The organism is Streptomyces sp. NPDC052682 (assembly GCF_040678435.1).
Lineage (GTDB): Bacteria > Actinomycetota > Actinomycetes > Streptomycetales > Streptomycetaceae > Streptomyces.
On sequence record NZ_JBFATS010000005.1, the window covers coordinates 325,431 to 344,338 of the forward strand.

20 protein-coding genes are annotated in these 18,908 nt (G+C 72.3%); 7 read left to right on the top strand and 13 right to left on the bottom strand.

Annotation, left to right across the window (positions count from 1 at the left end):
* Positions 1-13: 13 nt before the first annotated feature.
* Positions 14-892 (top strand): deoxyribonuclease IV, encoded by an 879-nt coding sequence (locus tag AB0K80_RS10280; protein ID WP_365667812.1) that lies wholly within the window; start codon positions 14-16, stop codon positions 890-892.
* Between the two features lie 2 nt (positions 893-894).
* Here AB0K80_RS10280 and AB0K80_RS10285 read toward each other — a convergent pair whose 3' ends face one another.
* A complete protein-coding gene (locus AB0K80_RS10285) occupies positions 895-1,542 on the bottom strand; it encodes a sulfite oxidase-like oxidoreductase (protein WP_365667814.1) in 648 nt (215 codons plus the stop codon).
* A gap of 203 nt (positions 1,543-1,745) precedes the next feature.
* Here AB0K80_RS10285 and bfr point away from each other — a divergent pair, with 203 nt between their 5' ends.
* Positions 1,746-2,222, top strand: a complete 477-nt coding sequence (bfr, locus tag AB0K80_RS10290; protein WP_365667816.1) for a bacterioferritin — start codon at positions 1,746-1,748, stop codon at positions 2,220-2,222.
* Here the strand turns inward: bfr and AB0K80_RS10295 are convergent.
* Complete coding sequence (locus tag AB0K80_RS10295) at positions 2,219-2,443, bottom strand: (2Fe-2S)-binding protein (protein WP_365667818.1); 225 nt, start codon at positions 2,441-2,443, stop codon at positions 2,219-2,221. The two genes, bfr and AB0K80_RS10295, sit on opposite strands and share 4 nt — an antisense overlap.
* 170 nt (positions 2,444-2,613) lie before the next feature.
* Positions 2,614-3,966, bottom strand: a complete 1,353-nt coding sequence (locus AB0K80_RS10300; protein WP_365667820.1) for a class II 3-deoxy-7-phosphoheptulonate synthase — start codon at positions 3,964-3,966, stop codon at positions 2,614-2,616.
* Positions 3,967-4,078: 112 nt separating this feature from the next.
* Between AB0K80_RS10300 and AB0K80_RS10305 the strand changes: the two genes are divergently transcribed.
* Both AB0K80_RS10305 and AB0K80_RS10310 read left to right on the top strand, forming a co-directional pair.
* Positions 4,079-4,135 carry a trp operon leader peptide gene (locus AB0K80_RS10305; RefSeq protein ID WP_365667939.1) on the top strand — a complete coding sequence of 19 codons (57 nt, stop codon included), beginning with the start codon at positions 4,079-4,081 and terminating at the stop codon, positions 4,133-4,135.
* Between the two features lie 97 nt (positions 4,136-4,232).
* Positions 4,233-6,110, top strand: a complete 1,878-nt coding sequence (locus AB0K80_RS10310) for an anthranilate synthase family protein (protein ID WP_365667822.1) — start codon at positions 4,233-4,235, stop codon at positions 6,108-6,110.
* Here AB0K80_RS10310 and AB0K80_RS10315 read toward each other — a convergent pair.
* From AB0K80_RS10315 to AB0K80_RS10330, 4 genes are all read right to left on the bottom strand, one after another.
* The gene (locus AB0K80_RS10315) at positions 6,080-7,108 is read right to left on the bottom strand and encodes a 6-phosphofructokinase (RefSeq protein ID WP_365667824.1); all 1,029 of its coding nucleotides are present in this window, start codon (positions 7,106-7,108) and stop codon (positions 6,080-6,082) included. The genes AB0K80_RS10310 and AB0K80_RS10315 overlap by 31 nt on opposite strands.
* An 82-nt stretch (positions 7,109-7,190) precedes the next feature.
* On the bottom strand, positions 7,191-7,880 hold the full coding sequence (locus AB0K80_RS10320) for a response regulator transcription factor (RefSeq protein WP_365667826.1): 690 nt from the start codon (positions 7,878-7,880) through the stop codon (positions 7,191-7,193).
* Entirely contained in the window at positions 7,877-9,121 is a 1,245-nt protein-coding gene (locus tag AB0K80_RS10325; RefSeq protein WP_365667828.1) for a DUF5931 domain-containing protein, read from the bottom strand. Before AB0K80_RS10325 ends, AB0K80_RS10320 begins: the two co-directional genes overlap by 4 nt.
* Before the next feature lie 29 nt (positions 9,122-9,150).
* Entirely contained in the window at positions 9,151-9,927 is a 777-nt protein-coding gene (locus AB0K80_RS10330) for a lysophospholipid acyltransferase family protein (protein WP_365667941.1), read from the bottom strand.
* Between the two features lie 161 nt (positions 9,928-10,088).
* Between AB0K80_RS10330 and AB0K80_RS10335 the strand changes: the two genes are divergently transcribed.
* Both AB0K80_RS10335 and AB0K80_RS10340 read left to right on the top strand, forming a co-directional pair.
* Positions 10,089-10,886: an alpha/beta fold hydrolase gene (locus AB0K80_RS10335; protein WP_365667830.1), complete on the top strand. Its 798-nt coding sequence runs from the start codon at positions 10,089-10,091 to the stop codon at positions 10,884-10,886.
* Positions 10,879-11,574: a hypothetical protein gene (locus AB0K80_RS10340; RefSeq protein WP_365667832.1), complete on the top strand. Its 696-nt coding sequence runs from the start codon at positions 10,879-10,881 to the stop codon at positions 11,572-11,574. The genes AB0K80_RS10335 and AB0K80_RS10340 overlap by 8 nt, the downstream gene beginning before the upstream one ends.
* 18 nt (positions 11,575-11,592) lie before the next feature.
* On the opposite strand, the gene AB0K80_RS10345 is transcribed toward AB0K80_RS10340, so the two are convergent.
* The 6 genes from AB0K80_RS10345 to AB0K80_RS10370 all read right to left on the bottom strand — a co-directional run bounded on the left by AB0K80_RS10345 (position 11,593) and on the right by AB0K80_RS10370 (position 16,742).
* Positions 11,593-12,345: an endonuclease/exonuclease/phosphatase family protein gene (locus AB0K80_RS10345; RefSeq protein ID WP_365667834.1), complete on the bottom strand. Its 753-nt coding sequence runs from the start codon at positions 12,343-12,345 to the stop codon at positions 11,593-11,595.
* 142 nt (positions 12,346-12,487) lie between these two features.
* On the bottom strand, positions 12,488-13,441 hold the full coding sequence (locus tag AB0K80_RS10350) for an ROK family glucokinase (RefSeq protein WP_365667836.1): 954 nt from the start codon (positions 13,439-13,441) through the stop codon (positions 12,488-12,490).
* Between the two features lie 128 nt (positions 13,442-13,569).
* Positions 13,570-14,070, bottom strand: a complete 501-nt coding sequence (locus tag AB0K80_RS10355) for a DUF5304 domain-containing protein (RefSeq protein WP_365667838.1) — start codon at positions 14,068-14,070, stop codon at positions 13,570-13,572.
* A gap of 71 nt (positions 14,071-14,141) precedes the next feature.
* Positions 14,142-15,311, bottom strand: a complete 1,170-nt coding sequence (locus AB0K80_RS10360) for an ArsA-related P-loop ATPase (RefSeq protein ID WP_365667839.1) — start codon at positions 15,309-15,311, stop codon at positions 14,142-14,144.
* Positions 15,312-15,409: 98 nt separating this feature from the next.
* Complete coding sequence (locus AB0K80_RS10365) at positions 15,410-15,853, bottom strand: SRPBCC family protein (protein WP_365667841.1); 444 nt, start codon at positions 15,851-15,853, stop codon at positions 15,410-15,412.
* A gap of 133 nt (positions 15,854-15,986) precedes the next feature.
* Positions 15,987-16,742 carry a metallophosphoesterase gene (locus AB0K80_RS10370; RefSeq protein WP_365667943.1) on the bottom strand — a complete coding sequence of 252 codons (756 nt, stop codon included), beginning with the start codon at positions 16,740-16,742 and terminating at the stop codon, positions 15,987-15,989.
* Between the two features lie 352 nt (positions 16,743-17,094).
* On the opposite strand from AB0K80_RS10370, the gene AB0K80_RS10375 reads away from it, so the two are divergent.
* Entirely contained in the window at positions 17,095-18,891 is a 1,797-nt protein-coding gene (locus AB0K80_RS10375; RefSeq protein WP_365667842.1) for an AMP-dependent synthetase/ligase, read from the top strand.
* Positions 18,892-18,908: the final 17 nt, after the last annotated feature.

Here is an 18,908-nt window from a genome sequence, read left to right on the forward strand (position 1 = left end):
ACACCCTGAACGGGTGAACACCGAGCAGTCCGGCCGCCTGCGCAACCCCATAGGCGGCCACGTCCCCGTGGCCGGCGGTCTGCACTCCGTCGGCCTGTCCTACGCCCGCGACCTGGGCGCGGAGACCGTGCAGGTCTTCGTCGCCAACCCACGCGGCTGGGCCACCCCGCCCGGCAACCCCCAGCAGGACGAAGCGTTCCGCGCCGCGTGCGAGGCCGAGTCGATCCCGGCGTACGTCCACGCCCCGTACCTGATCAACTTCGGTTCGCACACCGAGGCGACCGTGGAGCGGTCGGTCGAGTCGCTGCGGCACTCACTGCGGCGCGGGCGGGAGATCGGCGCGCTGGGCGTGGTCGTGCACACGGGCAGCGCGACCGGCGGCCGGGACCGGGCGGTGGCCCTGAAGCAGGTACGGGAGCACCTGCTGCCGCTGCTGGACGAGCTGACCCGCGACGACGACCCGTACCTGCTGCTGGAGTCGACCGCCGGGCAGGGCGCCTCGCTGTGCTCGCGGACGTGGGACTTCGGGCCGTACTTCGAGGCGCTGGACGCCCATCCGAAGCTGGGGGTGTGCCTGGACACCTGCCATGTCTTCGCGGCCGGGCACGACCTGACCGGGCCGAACGGCATGCACCAGACGCTGGACCTGCTGGTGGACACGGTCGGCGAGGGCCGGCTGAAGCTGATCCACGCCAACGACTCCAAGGACGTGGCCGGCGCCCACAAGGACCGGCACGCCAACATCGGCGCCGGCCATATCGGCGAGGACCCGTTCCGGGCCCTGATGACGCACCCCGCGACCGAGGGCGTGCCGCTGGTCATCGAGACGCCCGGCGGCAAGGAGGGGCACGCCGCGGACGTGGAGCGGCTGAAGAAACTGCGCGAGAGGTGAGGTCAGAGCTCGGGGCCGTCCCCGGGCTCCTCCTGGTAGGAGTAGCGCTGTTCCTTCCACGGGTCGCCGATGTTGTGGTAGCCGCGCTCCTCCCAGAAGCCGCGCCGGTCGGTGGTCATGTACTCCACCCCGCGGACCCACTTGGGGCCCTTCCATGCATACAGGTGGGGGACGATCAGGCGCAGTGGGAAGCCGTGCTCGGCGGTGAGCAGTTCGCCGTCCTTGTGGGTGGCGAAGAGCGTGCGTTCGGAGGCGAAGTCGGACAGCCGCATGTTCGAGCTGAACCCGTACTCCGCCCACACCATCACATGGGTCACCTCGGGCGCGGGCGGCGCGATCTCGAGGATGGTCCGGGCCGGGATGCCGCCCCACTCGGCGCCGAGCATGCTGTACTTCGTGACGCAGTGCAGATCGGCCACGACCGTGGTGTACGGCAGGGCGGTGAACTCCTCGTGGGTCCAGCAGTGCTTCTCGCCGTCGGCGGTGGCGCCGAAGACCCGGAACTCCCAGCGCTCGGGGCGGAAGCGGGGAACCGGCCCGTAGTGCGTGACCGGCCAGCCCTTCTGCACCCGCTGACCCGGGGGAAGCCCGGGCTGCGCCGCTCCTCCTGAACCGCCCTCTCCCGACTCGCGTTCCACCGGCTGACCCATGACTCCATCCTGACAGACCCAGGGCTGTGCAAAGACCGGGACCCCATACATTCGGACAATCAACAACAATCAACGTCAAATGGCCGCAAGCAGAACTAAGCCTGCACTAACTTACTAAGTGCCGACTTACTGGACGATCTTCGGTGCCGGTGGAATCATGCGGCGCAACCCGCCAGATCCCCCGGTTGGAAGGAGCCTCTGCGATGCAGGGCGACCCCGAGGTCCTCGAATTCCTGAACGAGCAGCTGACCGGCGAGCTCACCGCGATCAACCAGTACTGGCTGCACTACCGGATCCAGGACAACAAGGGCTGGACCAAGCTCGCCAGGTACACGCGTGAAGAGTCCATCGACGAGATGAAGCACGCGGACAGGATCACCGAGCGCATCCTGATGCTGGACGGTCTGCCCAACTACCAGCGCCTGTTCCACGTCCGGGTCGGCCAGACGGTCACCGAGATGTTCCAGGCCGACCGGCAGATCGAGGTCGAGGCCATCGACCGCCTCAGGCGGGGCATCGAGGTGATGCGCGCCAAGGGGGACGTGACGTCCGCGAACCTCTTCGAGGAGATCCTCGCGGACGAGGAGCACCACATCGACTACCTGGACACGCAGCTGGAGCTCATCGACAAGCTCGGCGAGGCGCTGTACATCGCCCAGCAGATCGAGCAGCCCAGCTAGGCGGCCTCGTCCAGCCGGGCCAGCACCGGCTCGCCCTGGTCGGCCAGCTCACGGCGGGGGCACGCGCCCCTGCCCAGCAGGGCCTGGATCCGGCGTACGCACGAGCCGCAGTCGGTGCCCGCCTTGCAGGCCGAGGCGATCTGCCGGGGGGTGCAGGCGCCGTTCTCCGCGTGCTGCTTGACCTGCTGTTCGGTGATGCCGAAGCAAGAACAGACGTACACGCGGCTCACCTCCGGTCGGGATTCAGGGTCGTGCCATCCCGACCCTTGATCGGTGAGGCTAACCTAACCTTACCTGGCGCCGGTGAGACGCAAAAGCGGTGCGGGGCGCGGATCGTATGTGATCCGCGCCCCACTTCATGGCCGAAAAGAGCTGGTGACAGGCGAGGCCGTCACTGGTCCCGGTACATCTCGGCGACCAGGAACGCCAGGTCCAGCGACTGGCTGCGGTTCAGCCGCGGGTCGCAGGCCGTCTCGTAGCGCTGGTGCAGGTCGTCGACGAAGATCTCGTCGCCGCCGCCCACGCACTCGGTGACGTCGTCGCCGGTGAGCTCCACGTGGATGCCGCCCGGGTGGGTGCCGAGCTCCTTGTGGACCTCGAAGAAGCCCTTGACCTCGTCGAGCACGTCGTCGAAGCGGCGGGTCTTGTGACCGGAGGCCGCCTCGAAGGTGTTGCCGTGCATCGGGTCGGTCACCCAGGCCACCACCGCGCCGGACGCCGTGACCTTCTCGACCAGCTCGGGAAGCCGGTCGCGGATCTTGTCGGCGCCCATCCGGACGATGAAGGTCAGCCGGCCCGGCTCGCGCTCAGGGTCGAGGCGGTCGATGTACTGCAGGGCCTCCTCGGCCGTGGTCGTCGGGCCGAGCTTGATGCCGATCGGGTTGCGGATCTTCGAGGCGAACTCGATGTGCGCGTGGTCCAGCTGCCGGGTGCGCTCACCGATCCACACCATGTGCGCGGAGACGTCGTACAGCTGCCCGGTCCGCGAGTCCACCCGGGTGAGCGCCGACTCGTAGTCGAGCAGCAGCGCCTCGTGCGAGGAGTAGAACTCGACCGTCTTGAACTCCTCCGGGTCGGCCCCGCAGGCGTGCATGAAGTTCAGCGCGTTGTCGATCTCACGGGCGAGCTGCTCGTAACGCTGCCCGGACGGCGACGACTTCACGAAGTCCTGGTTCCAGGCGTGCACCTGGCGCAGGTCGGCGTAGCCGCCGGTGGTGAAGGCGCGCACCAGGTTCAGCGTGGAGGCCGACGCGTGGTACATGCGCTTGAGGCGCTCGGGGTCCGGGATGCGGGACTCGGGCGTGAACTCGAAGCCGTTGACGGAGTCACCGCGGTAGACGGGCAGCGTCACGCCGTCGCGGGTCTCGGTCGGCTTGGAGCGCGGCTTGGAGTACTGGCCGGCGATCCGGCCCACCTTCACCACGGGCACGGACGCGGCGTACGTCAGCACGGCGCCCATCTGGAGCAGCGTCTTGAGCTTGTTGCGGATGTGATCGGCGGACACCGCGTCGAACGCCTCGGCGCAGTCGCCGCCCTGGAGGAGGAACGCCTCTCCCTTGGCGACGGCCGCCATCCGGGCGCGCAGCTGGTCGCACTCGCCCGCGAAGACGAGCGGCGGATACGACTCGAGGTCCGCGATCACCTTGCGCAGAGCCTCGGGGTCGGGGTACTCGGGCTGCTGCGCCGCGGGCAGGTCTCGCCAGGTGTTGCCAGCGCTCGGGCTGGTCTTAGCGTTCACGGTCACGCCCTCAACATTACGGGGTCGTGTCGGGCCTCCCGGCCCCTGCCCAGCAAATGAGACACGGGGTACACGGTACGGACACCGGCCCGTGGGGATGTCGGGTACAGTGCGTCGCATGTTCGCGCACTCGACCCGTATGTGGTGGTGGACCGCTTCTCCGGCGGCCCACTGACTGCGCGTACCCACCGACTCGCGAAGGCCGCCCGAGGGGCGGCCTTCGGTGTGTCCGGCGGCCCGCTCCTCTCCCCGTCAGAGAAGGAGCACGGACCATGAACCTGCTCGGCTTGCTGGACGACCCCCGTCCGTTCGCCCTGCTGCGCCGCCGCACCCCGGGCCACGACCACGACCGGGTCGAGGTGCTGATCGGCCCCGTCACCTCCCGCGACCGCCTCGCCGACCTGCCCGGCGAGGGCCTCGCGCTCGTCCCCTTCCGGCAGATCCGCGAGCGCGGCTTCGACGTCCGCGACGACGGCACACCGCTGCTGGTGCTGACCCCCGAGGAGACCCACGAGATCGCGGTGGCCGACGCACTCGCCCAGCTCCCGGCACACGCCGTGCGGGTCGCCGGCGGCGGCTTCGACGTCGCCGACGAGGAGTACGCCGAGCTCGTCGGGCGGGTGCTGCGGGACGAGATCGGGCGGGGCGAGGGCGCGAACTTCGTCATCCGGCGGACCTACCAGGGGCAGATCCCGGGGTTCGCCCGGGCCGACGCGCTGGCGCTGTTCCGGCGGCTGCTCGCGGATGAGCGGGGCGCGTACTGGACGTTCGTGGTGCACACCGGGGACCGGACCCTGGTCGGCGCCAGCCCCGAGGTGCATGTGCGGATGTCGGGCGGGACGGTGGTGATGAACCCGATCAGCGGCACCTACCGCTACCCGGCCGACGGCCCGACGCCCGAGCACCTGCTGCGGTTCCTCGCCGACGGCAAGGAGATCGAGGAGCTGTCGATGGTCGTCGACGAGGAGCTGAAGATGATGTGCACCGTCGGCGACCGGGGCGGGGTGGTCGTCGGGCCCCGGCTGAAGGAGATGGCGCACCTCGCGCACACGGAGTACGAGCTGCGCGGCAAGTCCTCGCTGGACGTGCGGGAGGTGCTGAGGCAGACCCTGTTCGCGGCGACCGTCACCGGCTCGCCGGTGCAGAACGCGTGCCGGGTGATCGAGCGGTACGAGACCGGCGGCCGGGGCTACTACGCCGGTGCGCTGGCGCTGCTGGGCCGGGACGCGGGCGGCGCCCAGACGCTGGACTCCCCCATCCTCATCCGCACCGCCGACATCGACGCGGCCGGGCGGCTGCGGGTGCCGGTCGGCGCCACCCTGGTCCGGGGCTCCGACCCGGCCGGCGAGGTCGCGGAGACACACGCCAAGGCGGCCGGGGTGCTGGCCGCGCTCGGGGTGCGGGAGCAGCGGCCGCACCGGGAGGCCGTACGGCCCCGGCTCGCCGACGACCCGCGGGTGCGGGCGGCGCTGGACGGGCGCCGGGCGTCGCTGGCGCCGTTCTGGCTGCGGATGCAGGAGCGGTCCGGCGAGCTGGAGGGCCACGCCCTGGTCGTCGACGGGGAGGACACCTTCACCGCGATGCTCGCGCACATGCTGCGCTGCGGCGGCCTGGAGGTGACGGTCCGCCGCTACGACGAGCCGGGCCTGCGGGAGGCGGTGCTCGCGCACGCGGGACCGCTGGTGCTGGGGCCGGGGCCGGGCGACCCCTCCGACCTGGCCGACCCCAAGATGCGGTTCCTGCGGGCCCTGACCGCCGAGGTCCTCGGGGCACACCGGCACGGCGTGCTCGGCGTGTGTCTCGGGCACGAGCTTCTCGCGGCGGAGCTGGGGCTGGACATCGTACGCAAGGACGTGCCGCACCAGGGTGCGCAGACGGTGATCGATCTGTTCGGGCGGCAGGAGACCGTCGGTTTCTACAACAGTTTCGTGGCGCGCTGCGACGAGGAGGCCGCCGCCGAGCTGGCCGCGCACGGCGTGGAGGTCAGCCGGGCCGCGAACGGGGAGGTGCACGCGCTGCGGGGTACCGGGTTCGCGGGGGTGCAGTTCCACCCGGAGTCGGTGCTCACCCTGAACGGGGCGGCGATCGTGCGGGAGTTGACGGGGTACGTGCGGCGGCCTCAGCCGAAGAACACGCCGACTTCCTCGTAGAGCCGGGGGTCGACGGTCTTCAGGCGGGTGGTCGCCTCCGCGAGGGGCACGCGGACGACGTCCGTGCCGCGCAGGGCGACCATCGTGCCGAAGTCGCCGTCGCGGACACAGTCGACGGCGTGCAGGCCGAAGCGGGTGGCGAGCCAGCGGTCGAAGGGGCTGGGGGGTCCGCCGCGCTGGAGGTGGCCGAGGACCGTCGTCCGGGCCTCCTTGCCGGTGCGCGCCTCGATCTCCCTGGCGAGCCACTCGCCGACTCCGGACAGGGGGACCGGTGCGGAGCCGCCCGGCGAGTCGTGCCGGAGCACCAGGTCGGCGTTCTTCGGCCGGGCGCCGTCGGCGACCACGACGATGGGGGCGTAGGAGGCCTGGAAGCGGGACGTCACCCAGGCGCACACCTGGTCCATGTCGAAGGGCTGCTCGGGGATGAGGATGACGTTCGCCCCGCCGGCCAGGCCGGAGTGGACCGCGATCCAGCCGGCGTTGCGCCCCATCACCTCCACGACCAGGACGCGCATGTGCGACTCGGCGGTGGTGTGCAGCCGGTCGATCGCCGCGGTGGCCGTGTTGACGGCGGTGTCGAAGCCGAGGGTGCGGTCGGTGGCCTGCATGTCGTTGTCGATGGTCTTCGGCACGCCGACGCACGGCACCCCGTGCTCCCGCCCCAGGCGCACAGCCACGCCCAGGGTGTCCGCGCCGCCGATCACGACGAGCCCGTCGATTCCCCGCTGGGCGAGGTTGTCCTTGATGCGGCGGGCGCCGTCGGCCTCCTTGAGCGGATCGGTGCGCGAGGAGCCGAGGATGGTGCCGCCGCGCGGCAGGATGCCGCGCACCGCGCGGATGTCGAGCGGGACGGCGTCCCCCTCCAGGGCCCCGAGCCAGCCGTCCCGGAAACCGACGAAGTCGTAGCCGTACTCCTGGACGCCCTTGCGGACGATGGCCCGGATGACGGCGTTGAGACCGGGGCAGTCACGGCCTCCGGTCAGTACTCCGACCCGCATGGCTGTGTCCCTTCGCCGCGACGTCCTGCTCGAGGCCCACGCTAGCGGTGAGACAGGTCACCGCAAGGCCGCACCCGCCGGTTCACTCGTCGTCGAGCCCCCGCTCGATCGCGTAGCGGACGAGCTCCACGCGGTTGTGCAGCTGGAGCTTGCCGAGAGTGTTCTGGACGTGGTTCTGCACCGTGCGGTGGGAGATGACCAGGCGTTCGGCGATCTGCTTGTAGCTCAGGCCCTTGGCGACCAGGCGCAGCACCTCGGTCTCGCGGTCGGTGAGCCGGGGCGCGTCGGGTGCGCCGGTGTCGGGCGCGGGGGCGGGCTCGGAGGCCAGGCGGCGGTACTCGCCGAGCACCAGCCCGGCCAGGCCCGGGGTGAAGACCGGGTCGCCGGCGGCGGTGCGGCGCACCGCGTCCTGCAACTCCTCGGGGGACGCCGACTTCAGCAGGTAGCCGGTCGCGCCGGACTTGACCGCCTCCAGCACGTCGGCGTGCTCGCCGCTCGCCGACAGCACCAGCACCCGCAGCGCGGGGTTGGCGGCGACGACCTCCTTGCAGACCTGGACGCCGGGTTTGCCGGGCAGGTTGAGGTCGAGCACGAGGACATCGGGTACGGCGGCGGCCGCGCGGCGCACGGCCTGGTCGCCGTCGCCGGCGGTGGCGACCACCTCGAATCCGGACTCGGCCAGGTCGCGGGCGACGGCGTCGCGCCACATGGGGTGGTCGTCGACCACCATGACCTTGATCGGGTCCCGTCCGTCCGGTGCGGTGTCCGTCATCGGCTCCCTGTCCTCCCCCGTGCGTCCTGCGGGTCGTTCGCGTGCTTCGGTACCTTCAGTTCGACCTCCGTGCCCTGCCCGGGCACCGAGACGAGATCCGCGCTGCCGCCGAGGTCGCGCAGCCGTCCCCGGATCGACAGGGCGACACCCAGCCGCCCCTCGCCCTCGGCCTGCGCGAGCCGGCCCTCCGGGATGCCGGGGCCGTCGTCCCGTACGGTGACGATCACCTCGTCGGGTTCGTCCTCGACCAGGATCCACGCGCGCGCGTGCTCGCCCGCGTGCCGGCGGACGTTGTCCAGGGCGGCCCCGACGGCGGCCGCGAGCTCCCGGGCGGCGTGCGGCGCCAACGGCACGGGCGCGCCGGGCTCGGCGAGACTGACCTTCGCACCGGCGTACGGCGCGAGCAGCGTGCGCAGGTCCACCGGCCCGTCGTGCGGCGCGCCGTCCGGTTCCTCGTCCACGACCCGTACGACGGCCCCCTCGGCGGCGTCCTCCGACACCCGGGAGACCGGCACCAGTCCGCCGGAGACCAGGGTGCGCAGCGCCACCTCCTGCTCGCCGGCCAGCCGGCCCAGCTCGGCCGCCTCACCGCCCAGGGCGTCCCCGCGCCGCTTCACCATCGCCAGCACCTGGAGCACGCTGTCGTGGATGTCCCGGGCGAGCCGCTCCCGTTCCCTGGTCGCGGCCTCGATCTCCAGGGCGCGGGCGAGGGTGCGCTCGGAGGCGCGGGCGACCTCGACGACGTAGCCGATCGCGATGGAGGCGACCCAGACCAGGATCACGTTGTGCACGGTGTCGCGGGCGGGGCTGCCGCGTTCCGCCAGGTTGGCGACGGCGACCAGGGTGGAGGCGAGGGCCGCCCAGCGCCAGCCGCCCTTGAGGGCGAAGGCCAGCACGGAACCGGCCGTCCATATCGACGGCAGCGTCGGGCCGCCCGCCTGCACGCGCGCGGGTGCGTCGGCCAGGGGCGTGAGCAGGATGCCGGCCAGCGCGACGGTGAGGTCGGCGGCCAGGAACCGCTTGGTGCAGCGGGCCGCGTTGGCGACCCGGGGCAGGGTGGCCAGGGTCCACCCGCACAGCACGGCGTAGTAGGCGACGGCGAGCCAGGGGCGCGGGAACGCGTCGTACGCGGTGGCGAACAGCCCGATCGCATACAGCATCGTCAGCACCCGGTAGGCGGTGAGCGCGCGCCACAGCGGCAGCTCGACCGACATCCTGATGACCTTCTCGCGCCTGGGCACGTCGTCCCCCACCCCCCGAAAGCCCGGCTCTAGGGCTCGGACCGCCGCTTCGCGGCCTTCTCCTTCTCGGCCTGTTCCTTCTCCGCCCGCGCGAGCGCGGCCTTCGCCGCCTTCTCGGCCTCCCGCCCGGCCTTGGCCTGTTCCGCGAGCTGCCGCTTCATGGCGGTCGCGTACATGTCGACGTACTCCTGGCCGGAGAGCTTCATGATCTCGTACATGACCTCGTCGGTTACCGCGCGCAGCACGAACCGGTCGTGCTCCATGCCCTGGTAGCGGCTGAAGTCCAGGGGCTTGCCGATGCGGATGCCGGGCCGCATCAGCTTGGGCATGATCTTGCCGGGCGGCTGGATCTTCTCCGTGTCGATCATGGCGACCGGGATGACGGGCGCGCCGGTGGCCAGCGCCACGCGCGCCAGTCCGCCCGGCTTGCCGCGGTACAGGCGGCCGTCGGGCGAGCGGGTGCCCTCCGGATAGATGCCGAACAGCTCGCCGCGCTCCAGCACCTCGATGCCGCTCCTGATGGCGGCCTCACCGGCACCGCGCGCCCCGGAGCGGTCCACCGGGAGCTGGCCGACGCCCTTGAAGAAGGCAGCCGTCAGGCGGCCCTTCACACCGGGCGTGGTGAAGTACTCGGCCTTCGCGATGAAGGTGACCTTGCGGTCGAGGACGGCCGGCAGGAAGAACGAGTCGGAGAACGACAGGTGATTGCTCGCCAGGATCGCGGGCCCCTCGGCCGGAACGTTCTCCAGGCCCTCCACCCAGGGCCTGAAGGCGAGCTTCAGCGGCCCCCCGACGGTGACCTTCATCGCGCCGTACAACAACCGAGTGCCTCCTGTGTCTGTAGATCAGACCTTAACCCGGTACGCCGCCGAAGGCGCCGACGGCCCTGGTCGGTGTCCGTGCGGTCGCGTACGGTGAAGGTCCCGCACGCCTCCCCCGACCCTTTTCGACGAACAGGAGACCGAAGGTGCCGCTCCTCGCCGGAGCCGAGCCGCTGCGCCACGAGGGCGGCGAGGTCGCCGTCCTGCTCTGCCACGGCTTCACCGGTTCGCCGCAGTCGCTGCGCCCCTGGGCGGAGCATCTCGCCGCGCGCGGTCTGACCGTCTCGCTGCCGCTGCTGCCCGGGCATGGCACGCGCTGGCAGGACCTGCGGATCACCGGCTGGCAGGACTGGTACGCGGAGGTGGACCGCGAGATGCGCGCCCTGCGCCGGCGCTGCGCGACGGTGTTCGTGGCCGGGCTGTCCATGGGCGGCGCGCTCGCCCTGCGGCTGGCCGCGCGGCACGGCGACGCGGTCGCCGGTGTCCTGGTCGTCAACCCGGCGAACAAGGTGCACGGCCTGGCCGCGCACGCCCTTCCGGTGGTCCGGCACCTGGTGCCCGCGGTGAAGGGGATCGCCAGCGACATCGCCAAGCCGTCGGCGGCGGAGCTGGGCTACGACCGGGTGCCGCTGCACGCGGCGCACTCGCTGCGCGCCTTCCTGCGCCTCGTGGACCGCGAACTGCCGCAGGTCACCCAGCCGCTGCTGCTGATGCGCAGTCCGCAGGACCATGTGGTGCCGCCGGCCGACTCGGCCCGGATCCTCGGCCGGGTCTCCTCGGCGGACGTCACCGAGGTGCTGCTGGAACACAGCTACCACGTCGCCACGTTGGACCATGACGCGGACCGGATCTTCGAGGAGAGCCTCGCGTTCATCGGCCGGCTCGCACCCGGCTTCGGCACTGAGCCCGCTCTCGGCATGGAAGGGACGACCGCAGGTGGCTGAGCACGACTCCGACCGCGAGGACCGCGAGAACCGTGAGGACCGCGAGAACCGCGAGCCGGACGAGAAGGGCGTCCCGTTCGACGAGGAGGCCGCCTGGGCGGCGATCGTCGCCGGCTACGGCGAGGAACCACCGGACCCGCCGGGCATCAAGCCCTTCAAGCCGGTGGAGGACCTGGCGCTGCTGGAGGCCGCGACCAACGACCGGGACGACGAGGACGGCGGGGTCGTTCCCGCCGCCGGGACGGACGTCAGGGTCGACAAGGGCGACAAGGGCGACAGGGGCCCCGGGGGTGACGGGGGCGACGACAGCGACGCGGACGACAAGCCGGCCGCGGCCCCGGTCCGGCCACTGGGCGGCTCCGTGGCGTTCGCGCCCGGCGTCGGCCCCCGCGACTACTCCCCGGCCGAGCCGTCCGACGACGACTTCGCCGAGGACGACGAGGGGCACTTCGTCCCGCCGGAGCCGCCGCCGCTGCCCGAGGCCGACGCCACCGCCAAGTTCGCCTGGCTCGGGGTGCTCGGCGCGCCCGTGCTGCTGCTGCTCGCGGTGCTGCTCGGCTGGGACATGACCTGGTGGCTGGCGACGCTGTGCCTCGGCGGCTTCCTCGGCGGGATCGCCACGCTGGTGATGCGGATGAGGCCGGACGACGAGGACGAGGACGACCCGGGCCGGGGCGCGGTGGTCTGACCCCGGCCGGGCCCGGCGCTACACCGCGGGGACCTTGAGGGCGGCCAGCACCGGGAGGTGGTCCGTGGCCGCCTCGAGGTCCGTCTCCGTGACCCCTGGGTGGCCCAGCGGCACCCCGCAGCCGAGCACCTCGACGCCCTTGGTGGCGAAGACGGCGTCGATGCGCTGGTGGGGGTCGGCGGGCGTCGAGGTGTACTCGCCGCCCCAGGGCGCTGCGGCCCAGCAGTCCGTCAGGCCCTCGGTCAGGCGGCGGAAGGTGCGCCCGTCCGGGCGTTCGTTGAGGTCACCGCCCGCCACCGCGTGCTCCACGCCCATCCCCGCGAGGCGGTCGAGGAGCATGCCGCCCTGCTCGTACCGCTCGTCCTTCTGCAGCGACAGATGGCAGCTGAGCACGCCGAGCCGGGCGCCGCCGAACCGTACGACGGCCGTCGCGAAGCCGCGCCGGTGCAGGCCCGGGGTGAGCGGCAGCAGGACGTCCTCGGTGCGCTCGACGGTGGCCCGCAGCGAGCAGAGGATCGCCGGGCCCGCCGCCGTGGCCCCGCCGGTGAGGACGACGAGGTCGGCGGCGTGGGCCAGACGGGCCAGCTTCTTGCGCCAGCGGAAGAAGCGGGGGGCTTCCTGGAGCAGGACCAGGTCCGGGGCGCAGGCGTGGATCACCCGGGCGAGGGCGGCGGTGTCGTCGCGCATCGAACGGATGTTGTAGCTCAGGACGCGGATGACGGCGGAACCGTCGGCTTCCGTGCGGGAGTTGGGCAGCGGTGGGGTTGCCATGCCGTCAATGTACGCGGACCGGGGCGCCGGGGCGCCTCATGGCTCGGGGCGCGAGGAGCGTCGGCGACCACCGGTGCGTCGTGGTGGGCCGCGCCCACGCGGCGGAGCCGCGTGGGGGTACCGCCTCGCGCCCCTCGGGGCGTCACATGATCGGGTCGGGCTCCCGGGCCAGGTCCGCCGCGCCCACCAGGCCCGCCTTGTTGCCGAGCTGGGCGGCGAGGACATCGGCGACCGGACGCCAGTTGCCGCCGACCAGCCAGCGCTTGTACGACTTGCGGATTGGGCCGAGGACCAGCTCGCCCTCGTCGGACAGGCCGCCGCCGACGATGAAGGCGGACGGGTCGAACAGGGAGGCCAGGTCGGCCAGGCCCGCGCCGACCCAGCGGGCCAGCTCGCGGTAGGAGTCGACGGCCACCCGGTCGCCCTGCCGGGCGGCCATGGAGATGTGCTTGCCCTCGATGCCCTCGGGCGTGCCGTCGCCGAGGCCGAGCAGGATCTCGGCGTTCTCGGGGGTGGCGTTGGCGCGCTGCTTGGCGTACCGCACCAGGGCGCGGCCGGAGGCGTACTGCTCCCAGCAGCCCTGGGAGCCGCAGCCGCACAGCAGGCCGTCGGGCACCATGCGGATGTGGCCGAACTCGGCGGCCACGCCGAAGTGCCCGCGGCGCAGCTTGTTGCCGATGATGATGCCGCCGCCGAGGCCGGTGCCGAGCGTGATGCAGATGACGTTGCGGTGGCCCTTGCCGGCCCCGAACTTGTACTCGCCCCACGCCGCCGCGTTCGCGTCGTTCTCGACGACCACCGGGAGGCCCACGCGGGCCTCGACCTTCTCCTTGAGCGGCTCGTTGCGCCAGTCGATGTTGGGCGCGAAGTAGACCGTCGAGCGCTGGCGGTTGACATAGCCGGCGGCACCGATGCCCACGCCGACGATGTCGTGTCCCGCGCGCGCACCCTCCACGGCCGAGGCGATGGCGTCGATGATCGCCTCGGGCGTGCCCGGGGTCGGCACCTTGTGGGTCGAGAGGATGTTGCCTTCCTCGTCGACCACGCCGGCCGCGATCTTCGTGCCGCCGATGTCGACGCCGATGGTGAGTCCCATGAATCCCTCAGTTTCGGTCGAGCCCCGCTACGGCCAACGGTACCCGAGGCCCTGCCGTGGGGTTCCCGTCGTCCGCACCGTGGGCGGCCCCGGCGGCGCTCCGGGTGCCTGCCCTGCCGGTGGGGCCGTCAGTCGAGGTCGATGCGCTGCCCGGGGCCGGTTCCCTCGTCGCCCCGGTCGTCGCGCGGCTCCTCCTGGAACGCGCGGGCGGTCCAGCGCTTCTCCTGGGCCTGGACGGCGGAGCGGTAGGCGGCGAGCAGTTCGTTGCCGGCCGCCGCGAGGTGGTCGAAGACGTCCGGGTTGCGCTCGATGACCGGCTCGACGGCGGCCTTGGCCTGCTGGACGACCTGCCGCACCACCTGCTGCGCGGCGGGCCCGGCGACCCCGCCGAACAGCGGCGAGTCCGGCCCGGCCAACTGGTCGAGCTTGTCGGCGACCGCGTCGACGAGCTTCTTCAGCTCCTCGGCGGCCGAACCCGGGGGCGGTCCGTACCGGGCGCGGCGGCGGGCCTTCTCCGCCTCCAGGTCCTCGGCGCACGCGCCGGCCCAGGCGTCGGGATCGTTCGCCGCCCGCACCTCGTCGTCGGCCTCGTACCCGGCGGCGTCGGACGGAGGGAGCTGTTCGCTCATGACGGACTCCTGACTACGGTTCGTCCTTACGACGTTACCCGAACGGGCGTACCGGGTTCACCGGCCCGTCGTCAGCGGCCCTGGGGCCACAGTTCCGGGTCCGGTGCGAAACGGATGCGCAGCTCGCCGTCGCGCAGGGCGGCGCCGGCGACGGCACAGCGGCGCAGCGCGGACGGCAGCGGGACGACACGGCGGAACTGCCCGGCGGTGACGACCAGTTCCTCGCCGCGCCGGACGAGGTCGAGGTCCTCCCGGACGGCGCCGGGCAGCGGGAGGTGCCAGACGAGCACGCCGTCCTCGGCGAGCCGGTCGGTGACGGGCCACTGAAGGGGGGCGACCTCGTCCTGGACGCCGGGCACGGCGAGCGCGGCCAGGTCGTCGGCGCCCCGCGGGTCGCGCCCGAGGTGGGCGACGGGCTCCACGTCGTACGACAGCCGCCACTCTTCCAGGACCTTGCGCTGCTGGGCGAGGGGTCCGGCGAGCCAGCTGTCCGGGGCCTGGTCGGGCAGCACCCGGTTGGCGACCAGGCGCTCCACGGCCAGGCCGCGCAGGGCGAGGCCGAGGGCGGCGGTGCGCACGGCGTCGGCACCGGACGGGCCGGGCTCGGCGACCAGCCGGACGACGGTGTTCCGGTCGGCGACGACCGCCTCGACCGCGGCGAGTTCCACCTCCCAGCGGGCCGCCGTCTCGTACAGCCACTGCGCCGGCATGGGGACGCCGGCGAGCCGGCCGAGCACGGGGCGCAGGGCGCGGGCGGCCTGCCGTTCGGGCGGGAGCAGGCGGCGCAGGTAGCGGCGCAGTTCCTCGGGCAGGGCGAGGAGGGCCAGCGCCTGGGGGGCGGGCGGGAGGTCGACGACGAGCAGGTCGTACGCCTCCGACAGGGCCGCGTCGCGCAGCGCGCGCAGCAAAGAGAGCTCCTCCGCGCCGGGCAGCGGGGTGAGCTCCTCGGGGTCGAGGCGGGTGGCGCCGAGGAGGTCGAGGGCGGCGGTGGCGCGCTCCTGGAAGGCGGCGAGATCGGCGCGGAAGGCGGCGCCGGCGTCGGGCCGCCAGACCGTCAGGTGCTCGGCGGCGCGCACCGGGGCGGCACCCGACCCGACTCCCAGGGCCGCGCCCAGGGTGTCGGTGCGGTCGGCGGTCAGCACGAGGGTTCTCGTGCCCGCCCGGGCCGCCTGCAGGGCGGTGGCCGCCGCCACGGTCGTACGGCCGGAGCCGCCCGGGCCGGTGATCAGGAGGGTGCGCATGAGGCTGAACGCTACCCGCGCGCCCCACCACTGCCCGGCTCACCCCACCCGTCCCCCGTGAGACGGATCACCGCGAGCCCGGCCGTCACCCCCGGGCGCTACTTCGCGCCCGACTCCACCCGCTTCTTCAGCCCCGCCAGCGCGCGGTCGATGATGACCTTCTCGGCCTTGCGCTTGATCATGCCGAGCATGGGGATCTTGACGTCGACCGTCAGCCGGTAGGTGACCTCGGTCGCCCCCGTGCCCGTCGGCCTGAGGAGGTAGGAGCCGTCCAGGGAGCGCAGCATCTGGGACTTCACCAGCGTCCAGGACACCTCGTGCTCGCCGGTCCAGGTGTAGGCCAGCGTCTGGTCGTCCTTGATGGCGCCGGCGTCCATGACGAGCCGGACCTGCTCGGCGCGGCCCCGGTCGTCGGTCTTGAGGACCTCGGCCTCCTTCACCTCACCGGTCCACTCGGGGTAGCGGGCGAAGTCGGAGATCACCCCCATGACCTGGGCCGGTGCCGCCTCGATGGTGATGCTCGAGCTGGTGTGTTCCGCCATCGCCGTGGCTCCTCCAGATGCGGGCCGGTAAGGGGTCGTGGTGCACGCGTGCGTGCGCGTGGGAACGCGCCTGCGTGCAGCGTGAAGGCTACCGCGCACGTGACCGGCCGACTTCACCCCCACCTGCGGGGCGTCACCACTCCAGTGCCCAGGGTGTGCCGGTCGCCGCGAAGTGCCCGACGTTCACGCACTCGGTGGCGCCGATCCGCATCCGCCGCACCAGCGGCTGGTGGACGTGCCCGAACAGGGCGTAGCGGGGCCGGGTGCGGCGGATGGCGTCCAGCAGCGCGCGGCTGCCCCGCTCGAAGCGGCGCGCGACCGTGTCGTACACCAGCTCCGGGACCTCCGGCGGAATGTGGGTGCACAGCACGTCCACCTCGCCGACCGCCTCGATCTTCGCCGCGTACTCCTCGTCGCTGATCTCGTAGGGCGTGCGCATCGGGGTGCGCAGCCCGCCGCCGACGAAGCCGAAGACCCGGCCGCCGATCTCCACCCGATCCCCGTCCAGGACGGTCGTGCCGCGCCCGGCGTACTCCGGCCACAGCCGCGGGATGTCGACGTTGCCGTAGGTGGCGTACGTCGGGGTGGGGAACGCGGCGAACAGCTCGGCGTACTGCCTGCGGACGGCCTTCTCGATGACGGCGGCCCGGTCCTGGCCGATGCCGGCCCACAGCCGGGCGCCGAACGCGCGGGCCTCCTCAAAGCGGCGTGCGGTGCGCAGCTCGACGATGCGGTCGGCGTTCTCCACGCCGAACAGGTCCGGGAAGATGCCGCGTGAGTGGTCGGCGTAGTCGAGGAAGAGGACGAGGTCGCCCAGGCAGATCAGGGCGTCGGCGCCGTCGCCTGCTCTGGCCAGGTCGCGGGCGTTGCCGTGCACGTCGCTGACCACGTGGACGCGGGTCCTGCGCCGTCCGGCGGGTGTGGGTGCCATGGCGATCAAGGGTAGGCGGGGCGCGGCCTGTGTGAACAGTGCCGCCCGGACCCGTGGTTACTGGCCAGTACGAAAGGCCCTGAACTACTGTGCACGCAGGAACACCCATCTGTGTGACGCAGCGAACATCTCGCCGGACCCCCCTGTCGAAGAAGCCATACCGGCGGGTAACGTCCGGGCAGTCCAGTCGTGCTCTGGTTTTCAACATGTGAAGGCGACATGTGAATCCCGGGGCACTTGCCCGAGCCTTGGACCGCACCGTCGCATCACACAACGTCGTGGCGCCGGCGCCCTATGAGGAGCAGCAGTCTTGCGCGAGTTCAGCCTTCCGGCTTTGTACGAGGTCCCTGCGGACGGGAATCTGACCGACATCGTCCGCAGAAACGCCGCGCAGCACCCGGACGTCGCCGTCATCGCCCGCAAGGTGGGCGGCAGCTGGCAGGACGTGACGGCCACCGCGTTCCTCGCGGAGGTGCGGGCGGCCGCCAAAGGCCTGATCGCCGCCGGGGTCCAGCCGGGCGACCGGGTGGGCCTGATGAGCCGTACCCGGTACGAGTGGACGCTGCTGGACTTCGCGATCTGGAGCGCGGGCGCGGTCACCGTCCCGGTGTACGAGACCAGTTCGCCGGAGCAGGTGCAGTGGATCCTCGGGGACTCCGGCGCGACCGCCTGTGTCGTGGAGTCGGCCGCGCACGCCGCCGCCGTGGAGTCGGTCCGCGACCGGCTGCCCGCGTTGAAGAACGTGTGGCAGATCGAGGCCGGCGCGGTGGACGAGCTCGGGCGGCTCGGCCAGGACGTCACCGAGGAGACGGTCGAGGAGCGCAGCAACATCGCCAAGGCCGACGACCCGGCCACCATCGTCTACACCTCGGGCACCACCGGCCGTCCCAAGGGCTGTGTGCTCACCCACCGCAGCTTCTTCGCCGAGTGCGGCAACATCGTGGAGCGGCTGCGTCCGCTGTTCCGCACGGGCGAGTGCTCGGTGCTGCTCTTCCTGCCGCTGGCCCACGTCTTCGGCCGGCTGGTGCAGATCGCGCCGATGATGGCGCCGATCAAGCTCGGCTGCGTCCCGGACATCAAGAACCTCACCGACGAGCTGGCCGCCTTCCGGCCGACGCTGATCCTCGGCGTGCCGCGCGTCTTCGAGAAGGTCTACAACTCGGCGCGCGCCAAGGCGCAGGCCGACGGCAAGGGCAGGATCTTCGACAAGGCCGCCGACACCGCCATCGCCTACAGCAAGGCGCTGGACAGCCCGGCGGGCCCCTCCTTCGGGCTGAAGATCAGGCACAAGGCGTTCGACAAGCTCGTCTACGGCAAGCTGCGCGCGGTGCTCGGCGGGCGCGGTGAGTACGCCATCTCCGGCGGCGCCCCGCTGGGCGAGCGCCTGGGTCACTTCTTCCGCGGCATCGGCTTCACGGTCCTGGAGGGCTACGGCCTGACCGAGTCCTGCGCGGCCACCGCCTTCAACCCCTGGGACCGGCAGAAGATCGGCACGGTCGGCCAGCCGCTGCCCGGCTCGGTGGTCCGCATCGCCGACGACGGCGAGGTGCTGCTGCACGGGGAGCACCTGTTCAAGGAGTACTGGAACAACCCGGGCGCGACCGCGGAGGCCCTGGCCGACGGCTGGTTCCACACGGGCGACATCGGCACCCTCGACGAGGACGGCTACCTGCGGATCACCGGCCGCAAGAAGGAGATCATCGTCACGGCGGGCGGCAAGAACGTCGCCCCCGCGGTGATCGAGGACCGCATCCGCGCCCACGCGCTGGTCGCGGAGTGCATGGTGGTCGGCGACGGGCGGCCGTTCGTGGGCGCGCTGGTCACCCTCGACGAGGAGTTCCTGGGCCGCTGGTGCGCCGAGCACGGCAAGCCGGCCGGCTCCACCGCGGCGTCGCTGCGCGAGGACCCGGATCTGCTCGCGGCGATCCAGGCGGCGGTGGACGACGGCAACGCGGCGGTGTCGAAGGCGGAGTCGGTGCGCAAGTTCCGCATCCTGTCCACCCAGTTCACCGAGGAGTCGGGCCATCTGACGCCGTCGCTGAAGCTGAAGCGGAACGTGGTGGCGAAGGACTTCGCGGACGAGATCGAGGCGATCTACGCGAAGTAGGCCGCCCGAGCCGCCCG